At 66.1% G+C, this 19,104-nt stretch carries 17 protein-coding genes and 1 other RNA gene; 6 read left to right on the forward strand and 12 right to left on the reverse strand.

From position 1 onward, the window contains the following. Positions 1–63: 63 nt before the first annotated feature. The 8 genes from G6P88_RS09155 to mscL all read right to left on the reverse strand — a co-directional run bounded on the left by G6P88_RS09155 (position 64) and on the right by mscL (position 8,935). Entirely contained in the window at positions 64–1,275 is a 1,212-nt protein-coding gene (locus G6P88_RS09155) for an acyltransferase family protein (RefSeq protein WP_165322872.1), read from the reverse strand. A 270-nt stretch (positions 1,276–1,545) separates the two neighbouring features. Beyond that, positions 1,546–1,875: a hypothetical protein gene (locus G6P88_RS09160; protein ID WP_165322873.1), complete on the reverse strand. Its 330-nt coding sequence runs from the start codon at positions 1,873–1,875 to the stop codon at positions 1,546–1,548. A gap of 13 nt (positions 1,876–1,888) precedes the next feature. Further along, positions 1,889–3,286, reverse strand: coding sequence for an MBOAT family O-acyltransferase (locus tag G6P88_RS09165; RefSeq protein ID WP_165322874.1), 1,398 nt, complete (start codon positions 3,284–3,286; stop codon positions 1,889–1,891). An 8-nt stretch (positions 3,287–3,294) separates the two neighbouring features. After that, entirely contained in the window at positions 3,295–4,698 is a 1,404-nt protein-coding gene (locus tag G6P88_RS09170) for an SGNH/GDSL hydrolase family protein (RefSeq protein ID WP_165322875.1), read from the reverse strand. After that, positions 4,695–5,948, reverse strand: a complete 1,254-nt coding sequence (locus G6P88_RS09175; protein WP_226946794.1) for an SGNH/GDSL hydrolase family protein — start codon at positions 5,946–5,948, stop codon at positions 4,695–4,697. Before G6P88_RS09175 ends, G6P88_RS09170 begins: the two co-directional genes overlap by 4 nt. Positions 5,949–6,135: 187 nt before the next feature. After that, positions 6,136–7,953 carry a DUF885 domain-containing protein gene (locus G6P88_RS09180; RefSeq protein ID WP_165322876.1) on the reverse strand — a complete coding sequence of 606 codons (1,818 nt, stop codon included), beginning with the start codon at positions 7,951–7,953 and terminating at the stop codon, positions 6,136–6,138. Positions 7,954–8,115: 162 nt separating this feature from the next. After that, positions 8,116–8,458: a transfer-messenger RNA gene (ssrA, locus tag G6P88_RS09185) on the reverse strand. Between the two features lie 39 nt (positions 8,459–8,497). Beyond that, the gene (gene mscL / locus G6P88_RS09190; protein ID WP_165322877.1) at positions 8,498–8,935 is read right to left on the reverse strand and encodes a large conductance mechanosensitive channel protein MscL; all 438 of its coding nucleotides are present in this window, start codon (positions 8,933–8,935) and stop codon (positions 8,498–8,500) included. Between the two features lie 144 nt (positions 8,936–9,079). Here mscL and G6P88_RS09195 point away from each other — a divergent pair, with 144 nt between their 5' ends. From G6P88_RS09195 to G6P88_RS09210, 4 genes are read left to right on the forward strand one after another with little or no spacing between them, the layout of a single operon-like run. Beyond that, positions 9,080–9,673, forward strand: a complete 594-nt coding sequence (locus tag G6P88_RS09195; RefSeq protein WP_165322878.1) for a LemA family protein — start codon at positions 9,080–9,082, stop codon at positions 9,671–9,673. Between the two features lie 49 nt (positions 9,674–9,722). Further along, positions 9,723–10,508 carry a TPM domain-containing protein gene (locus G6P88_RS09200; protein ID WP_226946827.1) on the forward strand — a complete coding sequence of 262 codons (786 nt, stop codon included), beginning with the start codon at positions 9,723–9,725 and terminating at the stop codon, positions 10,506–10,508. Beyond that, positions 10,508–11,188 (forward strand): TPM domain-containing protein, encoded by a 681-nt coding sequence (locus tag G6P88_RS09205; RefSeq protein WP_165322880.1) that lies wholly within the window; start codon positions 10,508–10,510, stop codon positions 11,186–11,188. Before G6P88_RS09200 ends, G6P88_RS09205 begins: the two co-directional genes overlap by 1 nt. 26 nt (positions 11,189–11,214) lie before the next feature. Next, entirely contained in the window at positions 11,215–11,718 is a 504-nt protein-coding gene (locus G6P88_RS09210; protein WP_165325073.1) for an NUDIX hydrolase, read from the forward strand. A gap of 37 nt (positions 11,719–11,755) precedes the next feature. Here G6P88_RS09210 and G6P88_RS09215 read toward each other — a convergent pair whose 3' ends face one another. From G6P88_RS09215 to G6P88_RS09225, 3 genes are all read right to left on the reverse strand, one after another. Then, complete coding sequence (locus G6P88_RS09215; RefSeq protein WP_165322881.1) at positions 11,756–12,055, reverse strand: ETC complex I subunit; 300 nt, start codon at positions 12,053–12,055, stop codon at positions 11,756–11,758. A gap of 59 nt (positions 12,056–12,114) precedes the next feature. After that, positions 12,115–14,559 carry an ATP-dependent helicase HrpB gene (gene hrpB, locus G6P88_RS09220; RefSeq protein ID WP_165322882.1) on the reverse strand — a complete coding sequence of 815 codons (2,445 nt, stop codon included), beginning with the start codon at positions 14,557–14,559 and terminating at the stop codon, positions 12,115–12,117. 174 nt (positions 14,560–14,733) lie between these two features. After that, positions 14,734–15,747, reverse strand: a complete 1,014-nt coding sequence (locus G6P88_RS09225; protein WP_206335909.1) for a polyprenyl synthetase family protein — start codon at positions 15,745–15,747, stop codon at positions 14,734–14,736. 164 nt (positions 15,748–15,911) lie between these two features. Here G6P88_RS09225 and G6P88_RS09230 point away from each other — a divergent pair, with 164 nt between their 5' ends. Further along, positions 15,912–16,196: a chorismate mutase gene (locus tag G6P88_RS09230; RefSeq protein ID WP_165322884.1), complete on the forward strand. Its 285-nt coding sequence runs from the start codon at positions 15,912–15,914 to the stop codon at positions 16,194–16,196. A 24-nt stretch (positions 16,197–16,220) separates the two neighbouring features. After that, the gene (locus G6P88_RS09235) at positions 16,221–17,213 is read left to right on the forward strand and encodes a helix-turn-helix transcriptional regulator (protein WP_165322885.1); all 993 of its coding nucleotides are present in this window, start codon (positions 16,221–16,223) and stop codon (positions 17,211–17,213) included. On the opposite strand, the gene G6P88_RS09240 is transcribed toward G6P88_RS09235, so the two are convergent. After that, complete coding sequence (locus tag G6P88_RS09240; protein WP_165322886.1) at positions 17,210–18,970, reverse strand: FAD/NAD(P)-binding protein; 1,761 nt, start codon at positions 18,968–18,970, stop codon at positions 17,210–17,212. The genes G6P88_RS09235 and G6P88_RS09240 overlap by 4 nt on opposite strands. Between the last annotated feature and the right edge of the window lie 134 nt (positions 18,971–19,104).

Here is a 19,104-nt window from a genome sequence, read left to right on the forward strand (position 1 = left end):
CTTCGGCACCACGGTGGATCGTCAGGAGACCGGCGTTCAACGAGCCCCGGATAACTGAGCCACTTAGGTTGCCAGAACGCCTTCTTCTCGATGACGTTTGGAGCGCCACCAATGCGGTTTCATGCAGGGTTTTTCCACCAAGACGAAAAACACGGCCGAAATCGCCACGATGATCGCTCCGTAGAACACCCCCTCCAGGAGCAGGCGGGGCAATCCCGAGCCGGGCAGATGAGTGCCCGGAACCAGCCAGTGAATGATCGGCATGTGCAGCAGGTAGATCGAGTAACACATGCCACCGATCGTCGCGATCACCGGATGAGCAAGAGCTTTCCGAAGATATGTCGACCGGAGTGAATACAGGACGGCAACATAGAGATTCAGCGCCAACAGAAGGGACTGGCCGGGAAGACGCGCCTGAAAGAGACATGGCAGCGCCAACCAGGCGACAATGGCGAGCACATCGGCACGGAGAGAATTCGACCGTTTCTCTGAATAGGCATCTGCAACAAGCAGCCCAACCATGAAGTACTGAAAATATTCCAACAGCGAAACGACGCTGACCGGATACGCAATTCTCGAAACAATATGACTAAATATGAAGATAAATATCAACAATATTAACGAGATTACATGCCTTTTATATGAATTGTCGATCATGAATATCGACATGATGAGCGGAGCAATAATATAGAACTGCACCTCCACTTCGAGGGACCATGTTACTGAGTTTATGGCCAGAGGGTGAAACTGCCCATGGATGGGCAGCGAAACATAGAAGAAGCTTGGAATCAGGTGGAGAGCGACGTCCGACAGGGGGCGGCCGGCAATAGCGAGCCCCACGGCCACGAGAAGCAAGCTGAGCAGATAGGGAGGCTCCAGCCGCGCGAGACGCCGCAAATAATAGGCCTTTATGTCAACGGGCCGCGACAATCCGAGCGCATGTGACTTGAACGGCAGAGCGAGAATGAAACCGCTGATGACAAAGAAGAGTTCCACGCCAAATATGGATTCATTAATCACACGAACACCAAATGTGCCCTGTCCGGACTGCGGCAATGACTGACTGATATGCTGAAGAACGACTATCGATATCGCGATGAAGCGCAGCCCATCAACTTCCGGGATATACCGGCCACCAGAAGTTACCCGCCGAAAACGAGCAAGAAATTTATCGATATTCCGTTTCATTAAGCTCAATTCGCGAACGGGTATGACTATTGCGACACTGCGATTTTCAGCATGCCTTGAACAAGGCGCCGCCTTGTCTTCCGGCATATCGCAGGCCCATGGGTTTGCCAATCACCCCGGGCGAGGCGACCCGCCTTGTCGTCCCGCTGGAGTTCTCTGGGGCTGCCGTCTTCCCCTCCACCATGCTCCGCATGGTTCCCCTCCCCGTCCTGGGGAGGATTTTTTGGGTCGCGCGGGCGAGATGCTCCCCGGAACGGGGAGGGGGACCGTCCATAGGACGGTGGAGGGGAAGCACGCAACGAACGTTCGTTAAGACGGCCGGAGCAAGCGCGTACGACTTGCTGCCCCCCCTGCCTGCTACCGCATCCCTTCCGGCGCCTCGTTGCCGAACCGCGTCGCCTGCGCATCCTTCCAGATCCGGTGCAGCGCATCGCGCGGGGCGGTCAGGCCGAGGTCGTCCATCGTCGTCTTCCAAGCGCCCGCCACTTCCGACGCCTGCAACTGAAGCTCGGTGACCGGCTTCTCGTCGACCCAGGCCGACAGTGTGCCAGCATTGGCGAAGAGCAGGACAAGGGCGGCCACGGCGATGATCGTGCCGGTCCAGAGCACCGGATGATCGCCTTCGATCGGGGTCGCGGGCAGGTCGACCGGGGAGGCCAGTTCATGCTCCTTCATCTCGCGCGCCATCGCATCGCCTCCGTCAGAACTGGTAATAGATGAAGGGCGCGACTCCTTCATAGCGCATCGCGTCGACCAGAATGATCGCCATCGCCACCAGCAGGCCGAGCAGCGGCGCCGGCAGGCGGCGCAGGCGTAGCGCGATCGACTGCGCCAGCTCGGGCGGTGTGAAGTGGAAGGCCATGCCGAGCAGGATCAGCGTGGCCAGCAGCGGCGTGGTCATGCCGTTGCTCCAGTCGCCGCGCCCGAGCCCGCCGAGAAAGGCGATCGCCCCGTCGAAGCTGTCTGCGCGGAAAAATATCCAGCCGAGCGTGACGATGTGAAAGGTCACGAGAATCGCCAGCAGCTTCGGCAAACCGGGCAGGCCCGCCTTGCGCCAGCAGGTCTCGATCACCTGGACGCCACCATGGAGGCCACCCCAGATGAGGAAGGTCCACTTAGCCCCGTGCCAGAAGCCGCCAAGGAGCATCGTCAGCAGAATGTTTCGGCACTGCATGGCGAGCCCGCCCTTGTTCCCGCCAAGGCCGATATACAGATAGTCGCGCAGCCAGCTCGACAGGCTGATGTGCCAGCGCCGCCAGAAATCCTGGAGTGAGCGCGCGCGATAGGGCTGGTTGAAATTGCGGGGGAAGCGATAGCCGAACAGCGCGGCTATGCCGATCGCCATGTCGCTATAGGCGGAGAAGTCGCAATAGATCTGCACCGCATAGCCATAGGCCGCGAGCAGCAGGTCGAGGCTCGAATGGGCCGAGGGGTCGAAGAAGACCGGATCGACCAGATTGACCGACAGCTCGGAGGCGACGACCGCCTTCTTGAACAGACCCCAGACGATCAGCAGCATCGCCATGGCGACCATGTCGCGGTTGAGCCGGGGCGTCTTCTCGAACTGCGGGAGCAGGTCAGCGCCTCGCACGATCGGCCCCGCCACGAGGTGCGGGAAGAAGGACATGAGCAACGTGATGTCGAGCAGCGACGCCGCGCGGAGCCGCCCACGATAGACGTCGATCAGATAGGACATACCCTGGAAGGTGAAGAAGGACACGCCCACCGGCAGCACGATCTGCAGCAGCGGCAGGTCGCGCGCCATGCCCCACCCAGCGAGCAGCACCCCGAGCTGTTCGAGGAAGAAGTCATAATATTTGAAGAAGCCGAGGATGCCGAGATTGGCGATGACGCCGATCGTCACCAGCGCCTTCTGCGTGCCCTTGGTCTGCGCCGCATAGATCAGCCGCGCCCCGCCCCAGTTGATGACGGCCGAGGCGATGAGCAGGGCGACGAAGCGCCAGTCCCAGGCGCCATAGAAGACCCAGCTGGCGACCAGCAGCAGCAGTTTGCGCCACTCGTTGCTGCGCGACACCGCCCACACGAGGACGAAGACGAGCAGGAAGAAGAGACCGAAGTCGAGCGTGGGGAACAGCATCTAGGCGATCACCACCGCGATGCGGCCGAAGCCGCGAGATCGAGGTCCGCCTGAAGCCGGTTGGCGATCTCCTGCCCGCCGGCGCTGTTGAAATGAACATAGTCGCCGCGCATGCGGGTGGGCTGGAGCTTGACCCAGCTGACCGCTGTGCAGCGTCCGCCCATCCGCGCCTCCCAATCCCAGAAGCCGAGCCGAAGCTGCTGCGCGACCTTGCGCTGCACTTCGCGCACGGCCTTCAGGCCGGCCGGCGGGAACAGCGGGCGCGCGGTGATCGCCCAGCCGGTGCGCGGCGCCTCGGCTGGCGCGACCGCCGGCACCGGACGGACCTGGGCCGTTCCGCTGCGCTGGCCAAGAGCGTCGAGCACATCGCTGATATCGTCCGCATCGGCCGGCTGTTCGGGCGCGCTGGTGATCGGCGTGGAGGGCGGCAGCGTCACCGGCTCTATACAGGGCGCGGGCGTGGCCGTCGGTGCGTTGCTGAGCAGTTCGTTCCGGCGTGTCAGCGCATCGGGTGCACCAAGAAGGAGGATCGGCACGCGCCCGGCCAGGCGGCGGATACGGCCGATCTGGGTCCGCAAGGTAATCTCGTATTCTTGCGGATTGATCCGGGGCGCGAAACCCTCATTGGTACCGAAGGCGATAACGATAAGATCGGGCTTGTAGCTGCGCAGCTCCTCCGCGACGACCGAATCATCGTTGCGACTGAAATGAACGAACTGCGACCCGACCACGCCGACATTGGATAGCGCCACGCCGCCCCGATCGCGGAAGGTCGCCCAGCTGGTGATCGTCACCGGGCCGCCCTCGGTCACGACCGACACCGCGCCCTGCGCCTGATCGAACTCCATCTCGCGGCATTCCGGCCGGGCGATCAGCGCACCCAATTCGAACCGCTCGGACTGCCCTGCGACGTTGATGACGAGCGCCCCTGCCCCCGGCTCAGCGATCGCGCAAATCACGAAGCGGTCGAACATCTGGTTGGCCGATACGGTCAGCCCGATGCGCGCGCCCGAGGCATTGGAAGTGATACTGAATCCCGACAGGCCGAGCGCCCCGCGCGGATTCTGCGACCCGGCGCCAAAGATCGAGGAGATCGTCCAGCCGGGCGACATATCGACGCTGACACCGCGGGGATTATAGCCCTGAAAGGGCTTGCCCGGCGGCATCACGCCGCGCCCGGCGCTGCCATAGCGCGCCTGCAGCGCATCGCGCCAGGCGCCGGTGATCGCATCGCCCGCGGTGTGGCTATCCCCGATCTGGAGAATATGAACCGGCTTGCCTCCGCTGCGCGCGCCGGCGAGCTTGTCGAAATAGGGCCGCAGCGCCGAATAGCCGCACAGTCCGCCCGCGCAGTCGGCGGTGACCGAGGGCGTTGCAGCACTGGCAGCGGCCATAGCCAGGAGGCCGATCATTGGCGGCTCCTGCTCTGTTCCTCGAGCGCGGCACCAATATCGGCCGGCAGCAGATCGGTAGGAGCGCCCTTGGCCGGTGGATTGGCGAGCGGGGTCTTTGGCTTGTCGGCCTTCTGCTCGCTCTTGCCCTCTGGCTTGGGACGCGCCTCGCCATCAGCTTTCGGCTCGGCTGCAGGCGCACCGATTCTTGCGGGCGTCGCCGGCTCGTCTGCCAGCGGATCGTCGAGACGGGGTGGCTTCGGCGCGGCCTTCGCGGGCGGCGGAGCGAGCGCTTCCGGCGGCGGTGCCACCACCGGGGGCGGCGGTGCGGTGCCGCCAGCACGCGCACGCGCCTGATCGACATAGCTGCGGATGCGGCCGGCAAGGCCTTTGGTGATGCGCACATAGCCGGCATAGGACATGTGGATGCCGTCATTGGCACGCATCAGCACGGGTTTGCCGGTAGCGGGATCCGGGAGATAGGCCGAATAGCGGCCGCCGGAATCGACGCTATAGGGGGCGGTCTCGATGAACGGAACGCCAAGACGGCCCATCAGATCGCGATAAAAGACGTTCATCCGGACGACGTCGGCGTCATAGGCCGCCTCGCGCATCTTAGGGAGGCCGACCCAATAGACGATCGCCCCCTGCTCACGCAGCATGGCGACATAGGATGTAACGCGGCGCGCGATGGCGGCCTGCCATTTCGGGGTCAGCAGCGCGTAGACATGGCCACCATCGGCGACGCCCATCATGTCGTTGGCGCCGAAGGAGATCACCGCGACGTCGACCGGCGCCTGCGCGAGCCGAGCGCGATCGTGCGTTTCGAGGTTGAGCGTCCTGTAGCGGGTGAAGCCCGTCGCCTGCTGGCTGAACTTCACGACCTGATAGCCGGACTTGCGGCTGAGCTGGTTATAGAGCGCTGTCCAGATGCCGTCGCCGAAGCTGTCGCCGAACACGCCGATGCGGACGGGACGGCCCGCCGCGATGGCATTGAGGATGCCGGGCTGGATCGCACGGGTCTCGGCCGTGACGGGCGGTTCGGGCAGCGCCCCGACCGCAGCGGGCTTGACCGGGGCAGACCCATCCTCACCAGTGGGGGGCGGCAGTGCGACATCGGAACCGGCATCGGCCTGTGCCATTTCGGCCGGCGCGACATAGCTCGCCTCGGGCGCATCCTTGACGCCGAAGGCATAGCCGATCGCCGCCCCCGCCGCCACGCCCAGAAACAAAACCGCCGTCCGATCGAGCAGAATCACCGCTGCCTTCATCGTGCCACCCGCACATACTCCCAAACTTGCTCGACGCGGCTGGACTGGTCAGCGGAACGCGATCCGAACGTCCTTAATATGCGCCCCGGCATACTGTCGAGCGCGATCGGGCGGCCGGGCGCGGGCAGGTCACGGCTGGGCGGTTCGGAGGCCGGAATAGCCCCCGAAACCGCCGCCGGAGGGAGGGTCAGGCGCGGGCGCGCTGCTCCACGACACTTTCCAATATGGTCAACGGGAGAGCGCCTTCGAGCAGCACCTGGTGGAACTGGCGCAGATCGAACTTCGCGCCCTGGATCGCCTTGGCCTTCTCGCGTGCCCGCACCCAGCTCATATGGCCGACCTTGTAGCTGCACGCCTGCCCCGGCCAGACGCAGTAGCGGTCGATCTCGCGCTGCGTGCGCGGGCGGGCGAAACCGCTCGCCTCGACCATATAATCGGTCGCCTTCTCCCGGCTCCAACGCTTGTAGTGGATGCCGGTATCGGTCGCGAGGCGTACCGCGCGGAACAGGAAGCTCTGGAGGAAGCCGACGCGGCCCAGCGGATCGTCGGCATAGACGCCCATCTCGTCCGCCAGCTGCTCGGCATAGAGCGCCCAGCCTTCGACATAGGCGCCGAAGGGCGCGTCCTTGCGCAGCATCGGCAAGTCCTTGGCCTCCTGCGCGAGGCTGAGCTGAAGATGATGGCCGGGCGTGCCTTCATGATAGGTCAGGCTGGGCAGCGTGTAACGCGGCCAGTCGCCGGTATCCTTGAGGTTGATATAATAGATCGCTCCGCGCGAGCCATCGAGCGCCGCAGAGCTGTAATAGCCGTTGGGCGCTCCGTCCTGAATGAAGGCGGGCACGCGCTTCACTTCCAGCGCGGCCTTGGGCAGGGTTGCAAAGGCCTCGGGCAGGCGTGCGTTGATCCCCTTCACCACGCCATTGATATAGTCGATCAGCTTGGCCCGCCCGGCGTCGTCATTATCGAACAGCTGCCGCGGATCCTTGTTGAGCGCGGTCAGCCGCTCGCCGACGCTGCCCTGGCTCATGCCCTGCCCCTTGAGGATGGCGTCGATCTCGGAGCTGATCTGGGCCACCTGTTCGAGGCCCATGCGGTGGACCTCCTCGGGGCTGAGAGTCGTCGTCGTCGCATTGGCAAGCGCATCGGCGTAGAACTGGTCGCCATTGGGCAGGCGCCAGCAGCCCGCATCGTGCACCGCCGCTTTGCGCAGGCCGGTCACAAGCGCGATCTGCCGGTCCAGCGCAGGGAAAACTTCGCTGGTAACGATCTTCTCAGCCATCGCCTGCCAGTTGCCAGGGATATTCTTTTCCTTCGTACGCCGGGCGATCGATTCTACGAGAACCGTGCTGGCGGCGGGCTGATCGCGAAGCGCCTTCAGCTGGCCGAGCGCGAGATCGAGACAGAAGTCCGGCGCATAGGCGCCGTAGCGAACGTCTTCCTGCTGAAAGCGGGTGCTTTCGTCGAGCACGCGCGCAAAGGCACGCAGCCGCTGAACATAGGCGTCGGCGTCGCCCTTCGTCTCGATCACATGCTGTGAGTCGAGAAAGTCGGGAACCGAGGCATAGGGGCCGCTCAGCTGGCTGATCGCATAGGGCACATAATAGCCGACGGTCGAACCATAGGGGTAGCGCGACGCGCCATCGACGCGCTTCTCCAGCATATAGGCGACGACATCATGGTTGAGCTTTCCGCTGGCCGAAAGCTGCGCCCGGTCGATCGCCTTGAGCGCGGCGAGCGATGCCTTGTCGGTAGCGAGTGTGCGAGCCTGGCTTTCCTTGGTGTAGCTGTCGAGCTGCGAGCGCGCCGCGGCGCGCTTGCCCTTGTCGAGGCCCAGGCTCGTCGCCGTCTCGGGGCTCTCGTCTATGTCGCGCTCGAAGATGCCGTCGACGAGGGTGAGCAGCGCCTTGTCGGCATTGCCACCGGTCGCGGCGGCCTCGGCCAGGCGCGGCAGCATGCCGGCGAACAGGGCCAGGCCCGACGAGCCGATGAATTGACGTCTATCCATGAAAAATCTCTCCCAGAGCGGGTTATGGGCCCGGACACTAAGGTCGGCGGCGCGCGACGCAAGACTGTATCAGGCGACGAATACAGTCGGCCCCGGCGCATGCGACGAAATGTGGGAGAGAAAGGTCGGGGGGTTCTGTTGCCCGGCCCCCCCGGGGCCGCTGGATTCCGCTTCTGTTGCCCGGTGCGGACCGAACCGCGCTAATGCGTCGTAACCTTATCCGTTAGGATTCAGTTACGCGGCAATCGCGAGCGCCTCGTTATCGTTGGCACTTGTAGGTTCGAACGGTTTTACGGCGCATTCAGGCCGGGCAAAAACATCGTCTTTGAACACACGTCGATCCTGGTTCGGCCCCGTCATGAACCCCGTCGAGACGGGCTTCGTGGTGGAGCCGCCGGGTACTGCCCCCGGGTCCGCTGCATCTATTTCACGACATCATTTATCGCCATAGCCGGGCGAACCCGGCACGACCGATATAGGAGGCAAGCGAGCGGATTTGAAGGGGAAAGCGTGCGCCCGTGAAAATCGACGCGAATGGCCGCGGTCAGTCCTTCTTCTTCAGTTCGGCGAGAATCTCGCGCAGCAGAACGACGTCTTCCGGCGCGGCGGCGGGAGCTGTGGGCTTGTCCTCCTCCGCCTTGTTGAGCTTCCGGACTTGGCGGACGAGCAGGAACATGACGAAGGCGACGATCAGGAAATTGACCGCGACGGTGGCGAACTGTCCGAAGCCGATCAGCGGCACACCGGCGCTTTTCAGGTCGGCATAGCTGGCAACCGAGCCCTTGAAATCGGCAGGGATCGGCCCGAGCCGCAGGAAGTGGCTCGAGAAGTCGAGGCCACCGGTGAGGAAGCCGATCACGGGCATGATGAGGTCGTCGGTAAGCGACGATACGATCTTGCCGAACGCCGCGCCGATGATGACCGCAACGGCCAGATCGACCACATTGCCCCGGTTGATGAAGGCCTTGAATTCGCTGAGCATCGAGTAAGCGTCCTCTGTTCCGGCCTCTCGGTTGGCCGCAGCCAATCATCGCGCCTCCGGTATAAAGGTCAAGCGGGCCATTGACCTTTCCCCGGGCGGGCCTACCTGTCGCAGCAATACAGTCCGTTCAACAGGATGTCCCACATGAGCTTCGACCGCCGCTTCTCCGCTGCCCTGCTCGCCCCCGTCGCCGCGATCGCGGTATCCGGTTGTGGCATCAACAGCGTGCCGACCGCGCAGGAGGAGGCCAAGGCCAAATGGGCCGATGTCCAGGCACAATATCAGCGTCGTTCGGATCTGATTCCCAATCTGGTCGCGACGGTGAAGGGCTATGCCGCGCAGGAAAAGACCGTCCTGACCGACGTCACCAACGCACGGGCAAGGGCGACCGGAATCCAGCTGTCGGGCGCCGACCTGCAGGACCCCGCCAAGGTCAAGGCCTTCGCCGATGCGCAGAACCAGCTGAGCGGATCGCTCGGCCGGCTGCTCGCCGTGTCGGAAAATTATCCCGAGCTTAAATCGAGCGACCAGTTCCTGGCGCTGCAGAGCCAGATCGAGGGCACCGAGAACCGGATCGCGGTCGCGCGCCGCGACTATAACGAGTCGGTGCGCGCCTATAATGTGCTGATCCGCACCTTCCCGACCGCGATCGGCGCCAAGGTCTTCCATGGCGCGCAGCCGATGCAGCCCTTCGAGGCGAGTGCCGGCGCCGACAAGGCCCCGACGGTCCAGTTCTGAGGCGGCGGTGACGGCGCTCGCCGCCCCGCCCGCCACCCGGTGGAGACCTCTGGTCGCAGCCATCGCGCTGCTGCTGGCGCTCGTCGCGGCGTTTCCGGCGCTGGCGCAGAGCTTCCCACCGCTGACCGGCCGCGTCGTCGACCAGGCGAAGCTGCTGTCGCCAGAACAGGCGACCGCGCTCGAAACCAAGCTCGCGCAGCTCGAACAGCAGAGCGGACACCAGATGGTGGTCGCGACCGTCGCGAGCCTCGAAGACTACCCTATCGAAGATTATGGCTACCGCCTCGGCCGCGCCTGGGGACTTGGCGACAAGAAGGCAAATGACGGGCTGCTGCTGCTGGTCGCGCCCAATGAGCGCAAAGTGCGGATCGAGGTCGGCTACGGCCTCGAAGGCATCGTCACCGATGCCTTGTCGAGCGTGGTGATATCGCGCCAGATCCTCCCCCGCTTCCGCGACGGCGACATGGCCGGTGGTATCATGGCCGGCGCCGATGCGCTGATCCCGCTGCTCCAGCTGCCCCCCGACCAGGCCGAGGCGCGTGCGCAGAAGATGGTCGCCGAAGGGCGGAAACGCAGCGGTGGCGGCATTCCCGTCGCGCTGATTTTCTGGATCGTCGTGATTCTGTTCATCGTCGGGTCGAGCATCGTCAGCCGCTTCTCGGGCGGCCGGCGCTATGGCCGGGGCGGCAGCGGCCCGATCGTCCTCTGGGGCCCCGGCTGGGGCGGCGGCAATGACGATCATTGGGGCGGCGGCGGTGGCTGGGGCGGCGGTGGCGGCGGCTTCTCGGGCGGCGGCGGGTCGTTCGGCGGCGGCGGATCGTCAGGGAGCTGGTGATGGCCGAGATCAGGGAAATCAGCGCCGCAGATATCGATCGCGTCACTGCAGCGGTGACGGCGGCCGAGGCCCGGACAGACGGCGAGATCGCAACGATCGTCAGCGAGCGTTCGGACAATTATAATGACGTGCCGCTGATCTGGGCGGCGCTCGTCGCACTGCTGGCGCTGTCGGTCTATGCCGCGCTGCCGGAGTTCTACATCGGCCTGCTCGACCGGATGACCGGTGGCTGGCATGTCTGGACGATGCGCGAGTGGCTGACGACTCTGGTCTTCGCCACCGCGATAAAGTTTCTCGCGACGCGCTATATCGTCGGCTGGTGGCCGCTGCGCATGGCGCTGGCCCCCGGCGCCACCAAGACCCGCCGGGTCCGTGCGCGCGCGGTGGCGCTGTTCAAGGCCTCGACCGAGCGCCGGACGCGCAGCCGCACCGGCGTGCTGATCTATCTGTCGCTGAAGGAGCATCGCGCCGAGATCGTCGCCGACGAGGCGATCGTCGCGCAGGTCTCGCCCGATGCCTGGGGCGCGGCGATGGCGGTTCTGGTCGACCATCTAAAGGCCGGGCGCCCTGGCGAGGGCATGGCCGCTGCCGTTACCGCAATCGGTGATGTGCTGGAGCAGCATTTCCCACGCACCGGGAACGACCCCGACGAAATCCCCAATCGGATGATCTGCCTGTGAGCGACGACGCCAACCCCGCCGAGACGATGTGGCAGGGGAAATATATCACCGTCCGCCGCGAGGGCACGTGGGAATATGTCAGCCGCACGCGTGGCGTCCGCGCCGCCGTGATACTGGCGATCGATGAGGGCCATGCGATACTCGTCGAGCAATATCGTGTGCCGCTGAAGCGCAACTGCATCGAACTGCCCGCCGGGCTGATCGGCGACACCAGCGAGGGCGAGCCCGACGAAGAGGCTGCTGCACGCGAACTGGAGGAAGAAACCGGCTATCGCGCGGCGCGGATCGAGACGATCGGGGAGTTTTCCTCATCGCCCGGCATGGTCACAGAGACCTTCTCTCTGGTGCGGGCAACCGGGCTCGAGCGGGTCCACGCAGGTGGCGGGGTCGAGGGCGAGAACATCACCGTCCATCGCGTGCCTGTGGCCCAGATCCCGGCCTTCGTCGCCGAACAGCGGCGGCTTGGCAAGATGATCGACGTCCGGCTGCTGCTTTTGCTGGCCGGCGACATATTGGGCGAGGACGCCTGAACGCCAGCGGGCGCCTTGCGGCAGCCGCCCGCAATCGTCAGAGGTTGATCGGACCCACCACGAAATTGTCGGCATAGGCCTGGAGCTTGAGCTTGCGCTCCGGCCCCGCGACGACATGCGCGGTCAGGCCTTCGCGCTCGGCATAGGCCTTGGCGGCTTCCAGCGTCGGGAAAGTCAGCCGAACCTGGGCGCGCGTATCGCCCGAGCCGGCCCAGCCGGTCAGCGGATCGGCGCGCTTCGCCTCGGCGGGCTCATGCTCCAACACCCAGCTGCCCGTGCGGGCGCGGCCCGACTGCATGGCATTCTTGATCTGCTGGTAGATTCGCGCGTGCGCCATATGATCGTCCCGAAGGCATTGAAGCTCGAACGTCCCTTGCCGCACCGAGCCGACCCGCGTCAAGAACGCTGCGCGGCCTTCTTCGTGCGCAGCGTGGGATCGGCCGCAGCCGGATCGTCGGGCCAGGGGTGGCGCGGGTAGCGGCCGCGCATTTCCTTGGCTACCGCCGACCAGCTGCCCGACCAGAAGCCGGGCAGATCCTTGGTCGTCTGGATCGGCCGTCCCGCCGGTGAGGTAAGGCGCAGCGTCAGCGGCACCCGCCCCCCGCCGACCATCGGATGCGCCGACAGACCGAACAGTGCCTGAGGCCGCACCTCGACCGCCGGCCCGCCCTCAGCAGCATAGTCGATAGGGTGGCGGCTGCCGGCAGGAGACTGAAGATGTTCGGGTGCGAGCCGGTCGAGCGCCTGCCGGCCATCCCATCCGAGCAGGCCGTAGAGCGCGTTGACCAGGTCGCCGCCCGATATGTCGGACAGCCGGCGCCGTCCGTCGACCAGCGGCGGGAACCAGTCGTCGAGGGTCAGCATGAGCATTGCATCGGACAGGTCGGGCAGGTCGCCCTCCAGCGTCGCCGCGAAAGCGGCACGCGCGCGTAGCGTCGTCGCAGCCTCGCTCCAGTCGAGCAGTTCCAGCCCGCGCGTCCGCACGGCATCGACCAACGCGGCAGCGATCATTGCAGGCGATGCCGTCTCGTCGCGTCCAGCGGACAGGACGATCGAGCCCAGCCGCCGCTCACGCCGCGCCTCCACCGCACCCGAGGCTGGGTCGAAACGCGCCGTGCGCCGGACCTCGATATGGTCGGCGAACAGACGCTCCACCTCGACGGCCTCGATCGGCACCGCCGACAAGATGCGCGCGCCCGATGCGGCGCCCTGAATCTCGGCAACCGCGAGCCATTCTGTCCGCGCCAGGCTGGAGGTCGCGTCGAGGCGGAAGCCCCGTCCGCCGCTCGAGATCCAGTCCTCGCCCGAAGCGGAGCGGCGGCGCGCGACGCGGTCGGGATAGGCCAGCGCGACGCAGGCCGCGACCATCGCATCGTCCCGCTCGCCGCCTTGCCCCACCAGCCGCGCCCAGCGCGTCGCGAGCTGCCGCGCCGCATCCGCACGACGTCCACGCTCGCCACGCCAGCGGCGCAGGCGCAGCTCCAGATCGGCATCCTGGCCACCCAGCCCGCGCTCCGACAGCAGCACCGCAACCTCGGCGGCGGTCCCCGCGAAGCCCCCCTCGGCCGCGCGGATCAGCATATGGCCGAGGCGCGGCGGCAACGGCAGCGCCGCGATCGCCTTGCCATGGGCGGTAGGGCGGCCATCCGCATCGATCGCATCGAGCCCGGACAGACGCTGGCGCGCCTCGGCAATGGCGGCTTCGGGCGGCGGATCGAGCCAGCGCAGACTGGCCGGCTCGCTCACGCCCCACAGCGCGCAGTCGAGCGTCAGCGACGACAGATCGGTCTCGAGGATCTCGGGCGGATCATAAGGTGGGAGGCCCGCCGTCGCTGCCTGTTCCCACAGGCGATAGACCACGCCGGGCATCTGCCGTCCCGCGCGCCCGGCCCGCTGGGTCGCCGCAGCCTGGCTCGCCCGCTCGGTCACGAGCCGCGTCATCCCCGCCGCACGGTCATAGCGCGGCCGGCGGGCGAGACCCGAATCGACGACGATGCGCAGGCCGTCGATCGTGATGCTGGTCTCGGCAATGGAAGTCGCCAGCACCAGCTTGCGTGTGCCCTTGGGCGACGGCGCGATCGCCGCGCGCTGCTCGGCGGGGTCCAGCGAACCATGGAGGCGGTGGAGAACGACGTCGGCGGGCAAGCCGGTCAGCCGCTCGGCGGTCCGCTCGATCTCCGCGACACCGGGCAGAAAGGCGAGCAGACTGCCCTCCTCTTCCGCCAGCGCGCGGCGGATCGCCGCGGCCATGTCATCCTCGATGCGCCGCTCGGCCGAGCGCGGCAGGTGGCGGATGTCGATCGGATGCCCGCGTCCGGCACTCTCGACCAGCGGCGCGCCGTCCATCAGCGTCGAGAAACGCGCGCCATCGAGCGTCGCCGACATCGCGACCAGCCGCAAGTCGGGACGCAAGGCGGCCTGCGCGTCGAGCGCAAGGGCAAGACCGAAATCGCTGTCGAGGCTGCGCTCATGGACCTCGTCGAACAGCACCGCCGATATGCCTTCAAGTTCGGGATCGGCCTGGATGCGGTTGACGAAGATACCTTCGGTCACGACCAGAATGCGCGTCTCGGCCGACTGCCGACTGTCGAGGCGGGTCGCATAGCCGACCGTGCGCCCTACCGGCTCGCCCGCCAGCTCGGCGATGCGCTCGGCGGCGGCACGGGCGGCGAGGCGACGCGGAGACAGCAGCAATATCCGCCCGCTGCACCAGTCTTCCCCCAGCAGCGCGGGCGCGACGGCGGTCGTCTTGCCGGCACCCGGCGGCGCCACCAGCACGGCGTTGGGCCCATCGCGCAGGGCAGCAAGCAATTCCGGCAGGACGGCGTCGATCGGCAGCATGCCACGAGCTTTGGACCCATAAGCCCCTCCTTTTCAAGGGACGGGGAAGGGGTGGGTGCCGGCGGCAAGGGGCTCGATGCCCCTTGGCGACGTCAGTCAATCGACCGAAGACGCTCGCTTCGCTCGCGACCCACCCCCTGCCCCTCCCTTGAAAGGGAGGGGTGAAAGAGCGGGTCAGTAGGCGCGCGCTACCGCGAATTGCGCCGCTTCCACCAGTGCGGCCTTGGCCATGCCATTGGGGAAGCTGGCGAGCGCATCGATCGCGCGCTGCGCATAATGGCGGGCGCGGGCGGCGGTGTCGGCGAGTGCGCCGGTCTGGCGCAGAAGAGCCGTCGCACGGACCAGATCCTCGTCCTCGTTACGCAGGCCCTCGATCGCCTCGCGCAGGAACTCCCGATCGTCGCCCTCGGCGCGGGCATAAGCGAGGATGACGGGCAGCGTCACCTTGCCGTCGCGGAAATCGTCGCCGGCATCCTTGCCCATGGTGGCGCCGTCCGATTCATAGTCGATGATGTCGTCGACCAGCTGGAAGGCGATGCCGAGATAGCGGCCATATTGGTCGAGCGCCTCTTCGACCGCGGGCTCGCGCTCGGCCACCACGGCGGCGATCTTGCAGGCGGCGGCGAACAGCACTGCGGTCTTGGCGGTGATGATCTCGAGATAGCGTTCCTCGCTCGTCTCGATCCGCCGCTGCGCGGTCAGCTGATTGACCTCGCCCTCCGCGATCACCGCCGAGGCATTGGACAGGATCCGCAGGACGCGCAGCGATCCGTCCTCGACCATCAGCTCGAACGAGCGGCTGAACAGGAAATCGCCAACGAGCACCGAGGCGGCATTGCCCCAGATCATGTTGGCGGTGCGGCGGCCACGGCGCAGGCCCGACTGGTCGACCACATCGTCGTGCAGCAGCGTCGCGGTGTGGATGAACTCGACCGTCGCGGCGAGCTTGAAGTGGCGCTGCCCCGCATAGTCGAGCAGACGCGCGCAGGCGAGCGTCAGCATCGGGCGCATCCGCTTGCCTCCGCCCGCGATCAGATGCCCCGCCAGTTCGGGGATCAGCGGCACGTCGGACTGCATCCGCTCGAGGATGACCGCGTTAACCGCGTTCATATCGTTCGCGACGAGCGCCATCATCGGCTCCAGCGACGGAGCGGCGGCGCGGCGGATCGGGGTAACAGTCGCAGTCATGGGCTTGCCCATGGAACCCGCGCGCGCGAAAGGCAAGCCCGGAGGCCACCTGTTTCGGCTCCAGCCGGGGCTTTTGGAAGGCCGGTCGAAACTCGCCCCTTGCCAAAGCGATGCGCTATACTCGATAGGCGGCGAACAGCAGAATCCGGGGGGCGTAGCGCCACATGGCCGACGAGACATTGAACCGCTATCGCGAGAGCATCGACAATATCGATGCCGCCCTGATCTTCATGCTCGCCGAGCGCTTCAAGATCACCAAGGCAGTGGGCGAGCACAAGGCCAAGACCGGCCTCCCCCCGGCCGATCCCGGCCGTGAGCAGGTGCAGATCGAACGGCTGCGCACGCTGGCCAAAAGCGCCAATCTCGACCCCGATTTCTCCGAGAAATTCCTGCGCTTCATCATCGACGAGGTGATCCACCACCATCGCAAGGCCGGCGCGGCCGGCTGATCCTCCGACGGGCGGAGCGGGGCCATGTCCTTCACCAAGGCGGTCGACCTGCTCCGGCTGGCGATGATGTGCAGCGGGCGGCGCGGCGTTTCGCTGAGCGAGGTCGAGGCCGAGTTCGCCTGCGTCCGCCGCACCGCGCAGCGGATGATGGCCGCCCTCGAAGAAGCCTTTCCCGCCGCCGAGCGCCATATCGGCGAGGATGGCCGTCATTATTGGCGCCTGCCCGCGCGGGCGATCGCGCCCCTGCTCTCCCCCACGGCGGACGAGCTCGCGGCGATGAGCGCGGCGGTCGGCGAACTCGATCGCGCAGGGATGGCCGCCGAGGCGGGGCGGCTGCGCGCGCTGGGCCAGAAGGTCCGCGCCCTGCTGCCCCCCGACAAGGGCAGCCGGCTCGCGGTGGACGAGGAGGCGCTACTCGAGGCGATGGGCTATGCCGCCCGCCCCGGCCCGCGTCCGACGCTCGATGCGGAGGTCGACGCCGCCATCTCGCATGCGCTGAAAGGCCCCTTCCACCTGCGCATCACCTATCAGAGCCGCGCCGAGAGCGCGCCGAGCGTCCGGACGATAGCGCCCTATGGCCTGCTGCTGGGGGCACGGCGCTATCTGGTCGGCATGGACCTGGCGCGCGATGACGGGCGGCTGCGCCATTACCGGGTCGAGGATATCGGCGAGGCCGCCCCGCTCGACACGAGCTTCGATTACCCGGAAGACTTCCACCTCGCGGACTATGCTGAGCGCGCCTTCGGCTCCTTCCACAATGACGCCGAATATGGCGAGACCGTCTGGAAGTTCGCGCCCCACGCCGCCGACCGGGCGCGGCGCTTCCTTTTCCATCCGCGCCAGACCAGCGAGGCGCTCCCCGACGGCTCCCTGATAGTCCGCTTCGCCGCATCGGGGCATCTGGAGATGGCCTGGCACCTTTACAGCTGGGGAGATGCCGTCGAGGTGCTCGCGCCGCCGGCGCTGGCAGAGATGGTGCATCCGTTCCGACGGACGGATTTCAAAGCGCTGCCTTAGGGTATTTCCATGGCAAGCTGTTCGCCGATAGCGGCGATCGGCAACAGGGCGCCGTCGGCCAGAGCAATGGCCGGCTTGTCCAGCATCTCCAGCAAATCCTCGGTCGAGATCGACCCGCCGGCTTCGGCTTGCTCCGCGAGGATGGACTCGGCGACGGCCCGCGCCATCTCCGCGCATTCGACCAGCCCCTGCACGAACGGCCGGTTGCGCAGCAGGAACGGCAGAGCGCACAGATGCACGCGCTTGAGGGCGACATCTCCGTCGCTGCCGCAAGTAAGATCCCCGGCGGGGTTGAGGCCGCTTTTCCAATCCTCCCCCTCGGCAAGCGCGCTGGCACAGAGTTGCAGGCGCAGCGTGGGAAAGGGGAAATGGTTGAGCGCCGCCGCCTGCGGACCACGCGCATCGATCAACGCGTCCACCCGACCGGTCCAGTTCGGCGAGCGCACCCGCCAGCCGAGATCGGAGCCGGGCGCGATATCATAGTCATCGCCCAGTGCGACCAGATCCGCGACGCCCGCCTCGTGCAGGGCGAGCATGCGTTTGATCGAAAGATGGGGAACGGCCGCGTAATTATCGGTGAATATGCGTTTGAGTCCGCGGTGCAGGCGGACCAGATCCGCCGGCGACAGCGACGGTATCACCTGCGCGAAGACTTCATGCGCCCTGAGAATGGCTATACGCCACGATGGCGTCCGGTGATCGGAATGCCATGCCCTGACATCCGCCAGATTGGCACGCGCATGCGCCCACGCACCGCGCGCCCGACGGGCTGCGAAATAGCGCTCGGCGAAATCATCCGCTGTGGCATCCGCAAGGCCGATGGCTTTCGCCCATTTCGGATCGGAGGCCTCCAGAGCGCGCGCGAACAGCGCGAACAACCGATCCAAGTCGCCATCCTCGCCGCGCACGCTTGCGGCGGCTGCTTCGGGGGTGAGATGCTCGAGTTCGGGCAAGGGGTGCGGAAACCAGAAATCGGCTTCGGGCAACAGCCCATTCCGGCTGAGCAGCGTCGCACGCCATGGCGTTTCCGGCACATAGACCAGCCGCCCTTTGCGCTCCTCGAACGAGCCGCGCTTCATCGCAATGGCAATAACGGCATCGATACCCGAAAGCGACGAGCCCAGCACGCCGATATGCGGCGACGCCTTGTCCTGTGCCGCGCCGGACGCTGCCTTTCCGGTACGCTCCACGGCGCCGCTGTCTTCCGGCGTGATCGGACCATAGCCCGATGCCACGATCACCCGATCGAACTCATCCTGAAAGACCGACCCATCGCTGCCTCGCCAGTCGATCCGGCAGCCGTGAGGCAAGGCCACGACATCGAACACGTCTGCACCGACATGGGCCGAAACGGGAACCGAGCTGCGTTCCGCGGCAAGCGCAAACTGGTCGGCAAGCCAGGCCCCGAGCACGACGCGCGGAAAGAAAGCGCGCTCATTGCCGGCATCGTCGGCGATGCCCCAGGCCTGGAGTCTGCTTCGAGGCTGGCGCACGGCCCAGACGTTGAGCGGGTCCACCACCGGCGGGATTTCGATCCCCCCGATGTTGGACAGCGCATGCGGGTCGTTCAGCTGCGCGGAATATGCGAGACCCGGGCCACAGACGTCGCTGCTCTCGAAAACAACGATCTCCCGTGCGACTCCCGCACGCGTCAGCGCCTCGAGCGTATAGGTGCCGGTCGCCCCCGCCCCGATGATGGCGATGCGTTCGCCCGGCGCATGGGGTGGACACGTGATGATGGGGTGGATCCTCGTCATCGAAAGCTGCTTTCGACGTAGATTATGTAACGCGAGGGAAACGAGGGAGTTCCGAAGGCAGGACCAAACGGATGGCCTTCGATAGCCCCCTCCGGATACCTATTAAACACTCAGAAGGGGCGACCGTTTCTGTC

The sequence above is a fragment of the Rhizorhabdus phycosphaerae genome, from assembly GCF_011044255.1.
Classification (GTDB): Bacteria; Pseudomonadota; Alphaproteobacteria; order Sphingomonadales; family Sphingomonadaceae; genus Rhizorhabdus; species Rhizorhabdus phycosphaerae.

Excerpts from the sequence above, each read along its gene's own strand:
- G6P88_RS09165 (WP_165322874.1), bottom strand. The coding sequence starts at position 3,286 with ATGCTGTTCCCCACGCTCGACTTCGGTCTCTTCTTCCTGCTCGTCTTC.
- G6P88_RS09230 (WP_165322884.1), top strand. The coding sequence starts at position 15,912 with ATGGCCGACGAGACATTGAACCGCTATCGCGAGAGCATCGACAATATC.
- G6P88_RS09240 (WP_165322886.1), bottom strand. The coding sequence starts at position 18,970 with ATGACGAGGATCCACCCCATCATCACGTGTCCACCCCATGCGCCGGGC.
- G6P88_RS09155 (WP_165322872.1), bottom strand. The coding sequence starts at position 1,275 with ATGCCGGAAGACAAGGCGGCGCCTTGTTCAAGGCATGCTGAAAATCGC.
- G6P88_RS09175 (WP_226946794.1), bottom strand. The coding sequence starts at position 5,948 with ATGAAGGCAGCGGTGATTCTGCTCGATCGGACGGCGGTTTTGTTTCTG.
- G6P88_RS09170 (WP_165322875.1), bottom strand. The coding sequence starts at position 4,698 with ATGATCGGCCTCCTGGCTATGGCCGCTGCCAGTGCTGCAACGCCCTCG.
- G6P88_RS09205 (WP_165322880.1), top strand. The coding sequence starts at position 10,508 with ATGGCCGAGATCAGGGAAATCAGCGCCGCAGATATCGATCGCGTCACT.
- G6P88_RS09235 (WP_165322885.1), top strand. The coding sequence starts at position 16,221 with ATGTCCTTCACCAAGGCGGTCGACCTGCTCCGGCTGGCGATGATGTGC.
- G6P88_RS09180 (WP_165322876.1), bottom strand. The coding sequence starts at position 7,953 with ATGGATAGACGTCAATTCATCGGCTCGTCGGGCCTGGCCCTGTTCGCC.
- G6P88_RS09210 (WP_165325073.1), top strand. The coding sequence starts at position 11,215 with ATGTGGCAGGGGAAATATATCACCGTCCGCCGCGAGGGCACGTGGGAA.
- hrpB (WP_165322882.1), bottom strand. The coding sequence starts at position 14,559 with ATGCTGCCGATCGACGCCGTCCTGCCGGAATTGCTTGCTGCCCTGCGC.
- G6P88_RS09160 (WP_165322873.1), bottom strand. The coding sequence starts at position 1,875 with ATGGCGCGCGAGATGAAGGAGCATGAACTGGCCTCCCCGGTCGACCTG.
- G6P88_RS09215 (WP_165322881.1), bottom strand. The coding sequence starts at position 12,055 with ATGGCGCACGCGCGAATCTACCAGCAGATCAAGAATGCCATGCAGTCG.
- G6P88_RS09225 (WP_206335909.1), bottom strand. The coding sequence starts at position 15,747 with ATGACTGCGACTGTTACCCCGATCCGCCGCGCCGCCGCTCCGTCGCTG.
- G6P88_RS09195 (WP_165322878.1), top strand. The coding sequence starts at position 9,080 with ATGAGCTTCGACCGCCGCTTCTCCGCTGCCCTGCTCGCCCCCGTCGCC.
- mscL (WP_165322877.1), bottom strand. The coding sequence starts at position 8,935 with ATGCTCAGCGAATTCAAGGCCTTCATCAACCGGGGCAATGTGGTCGAT.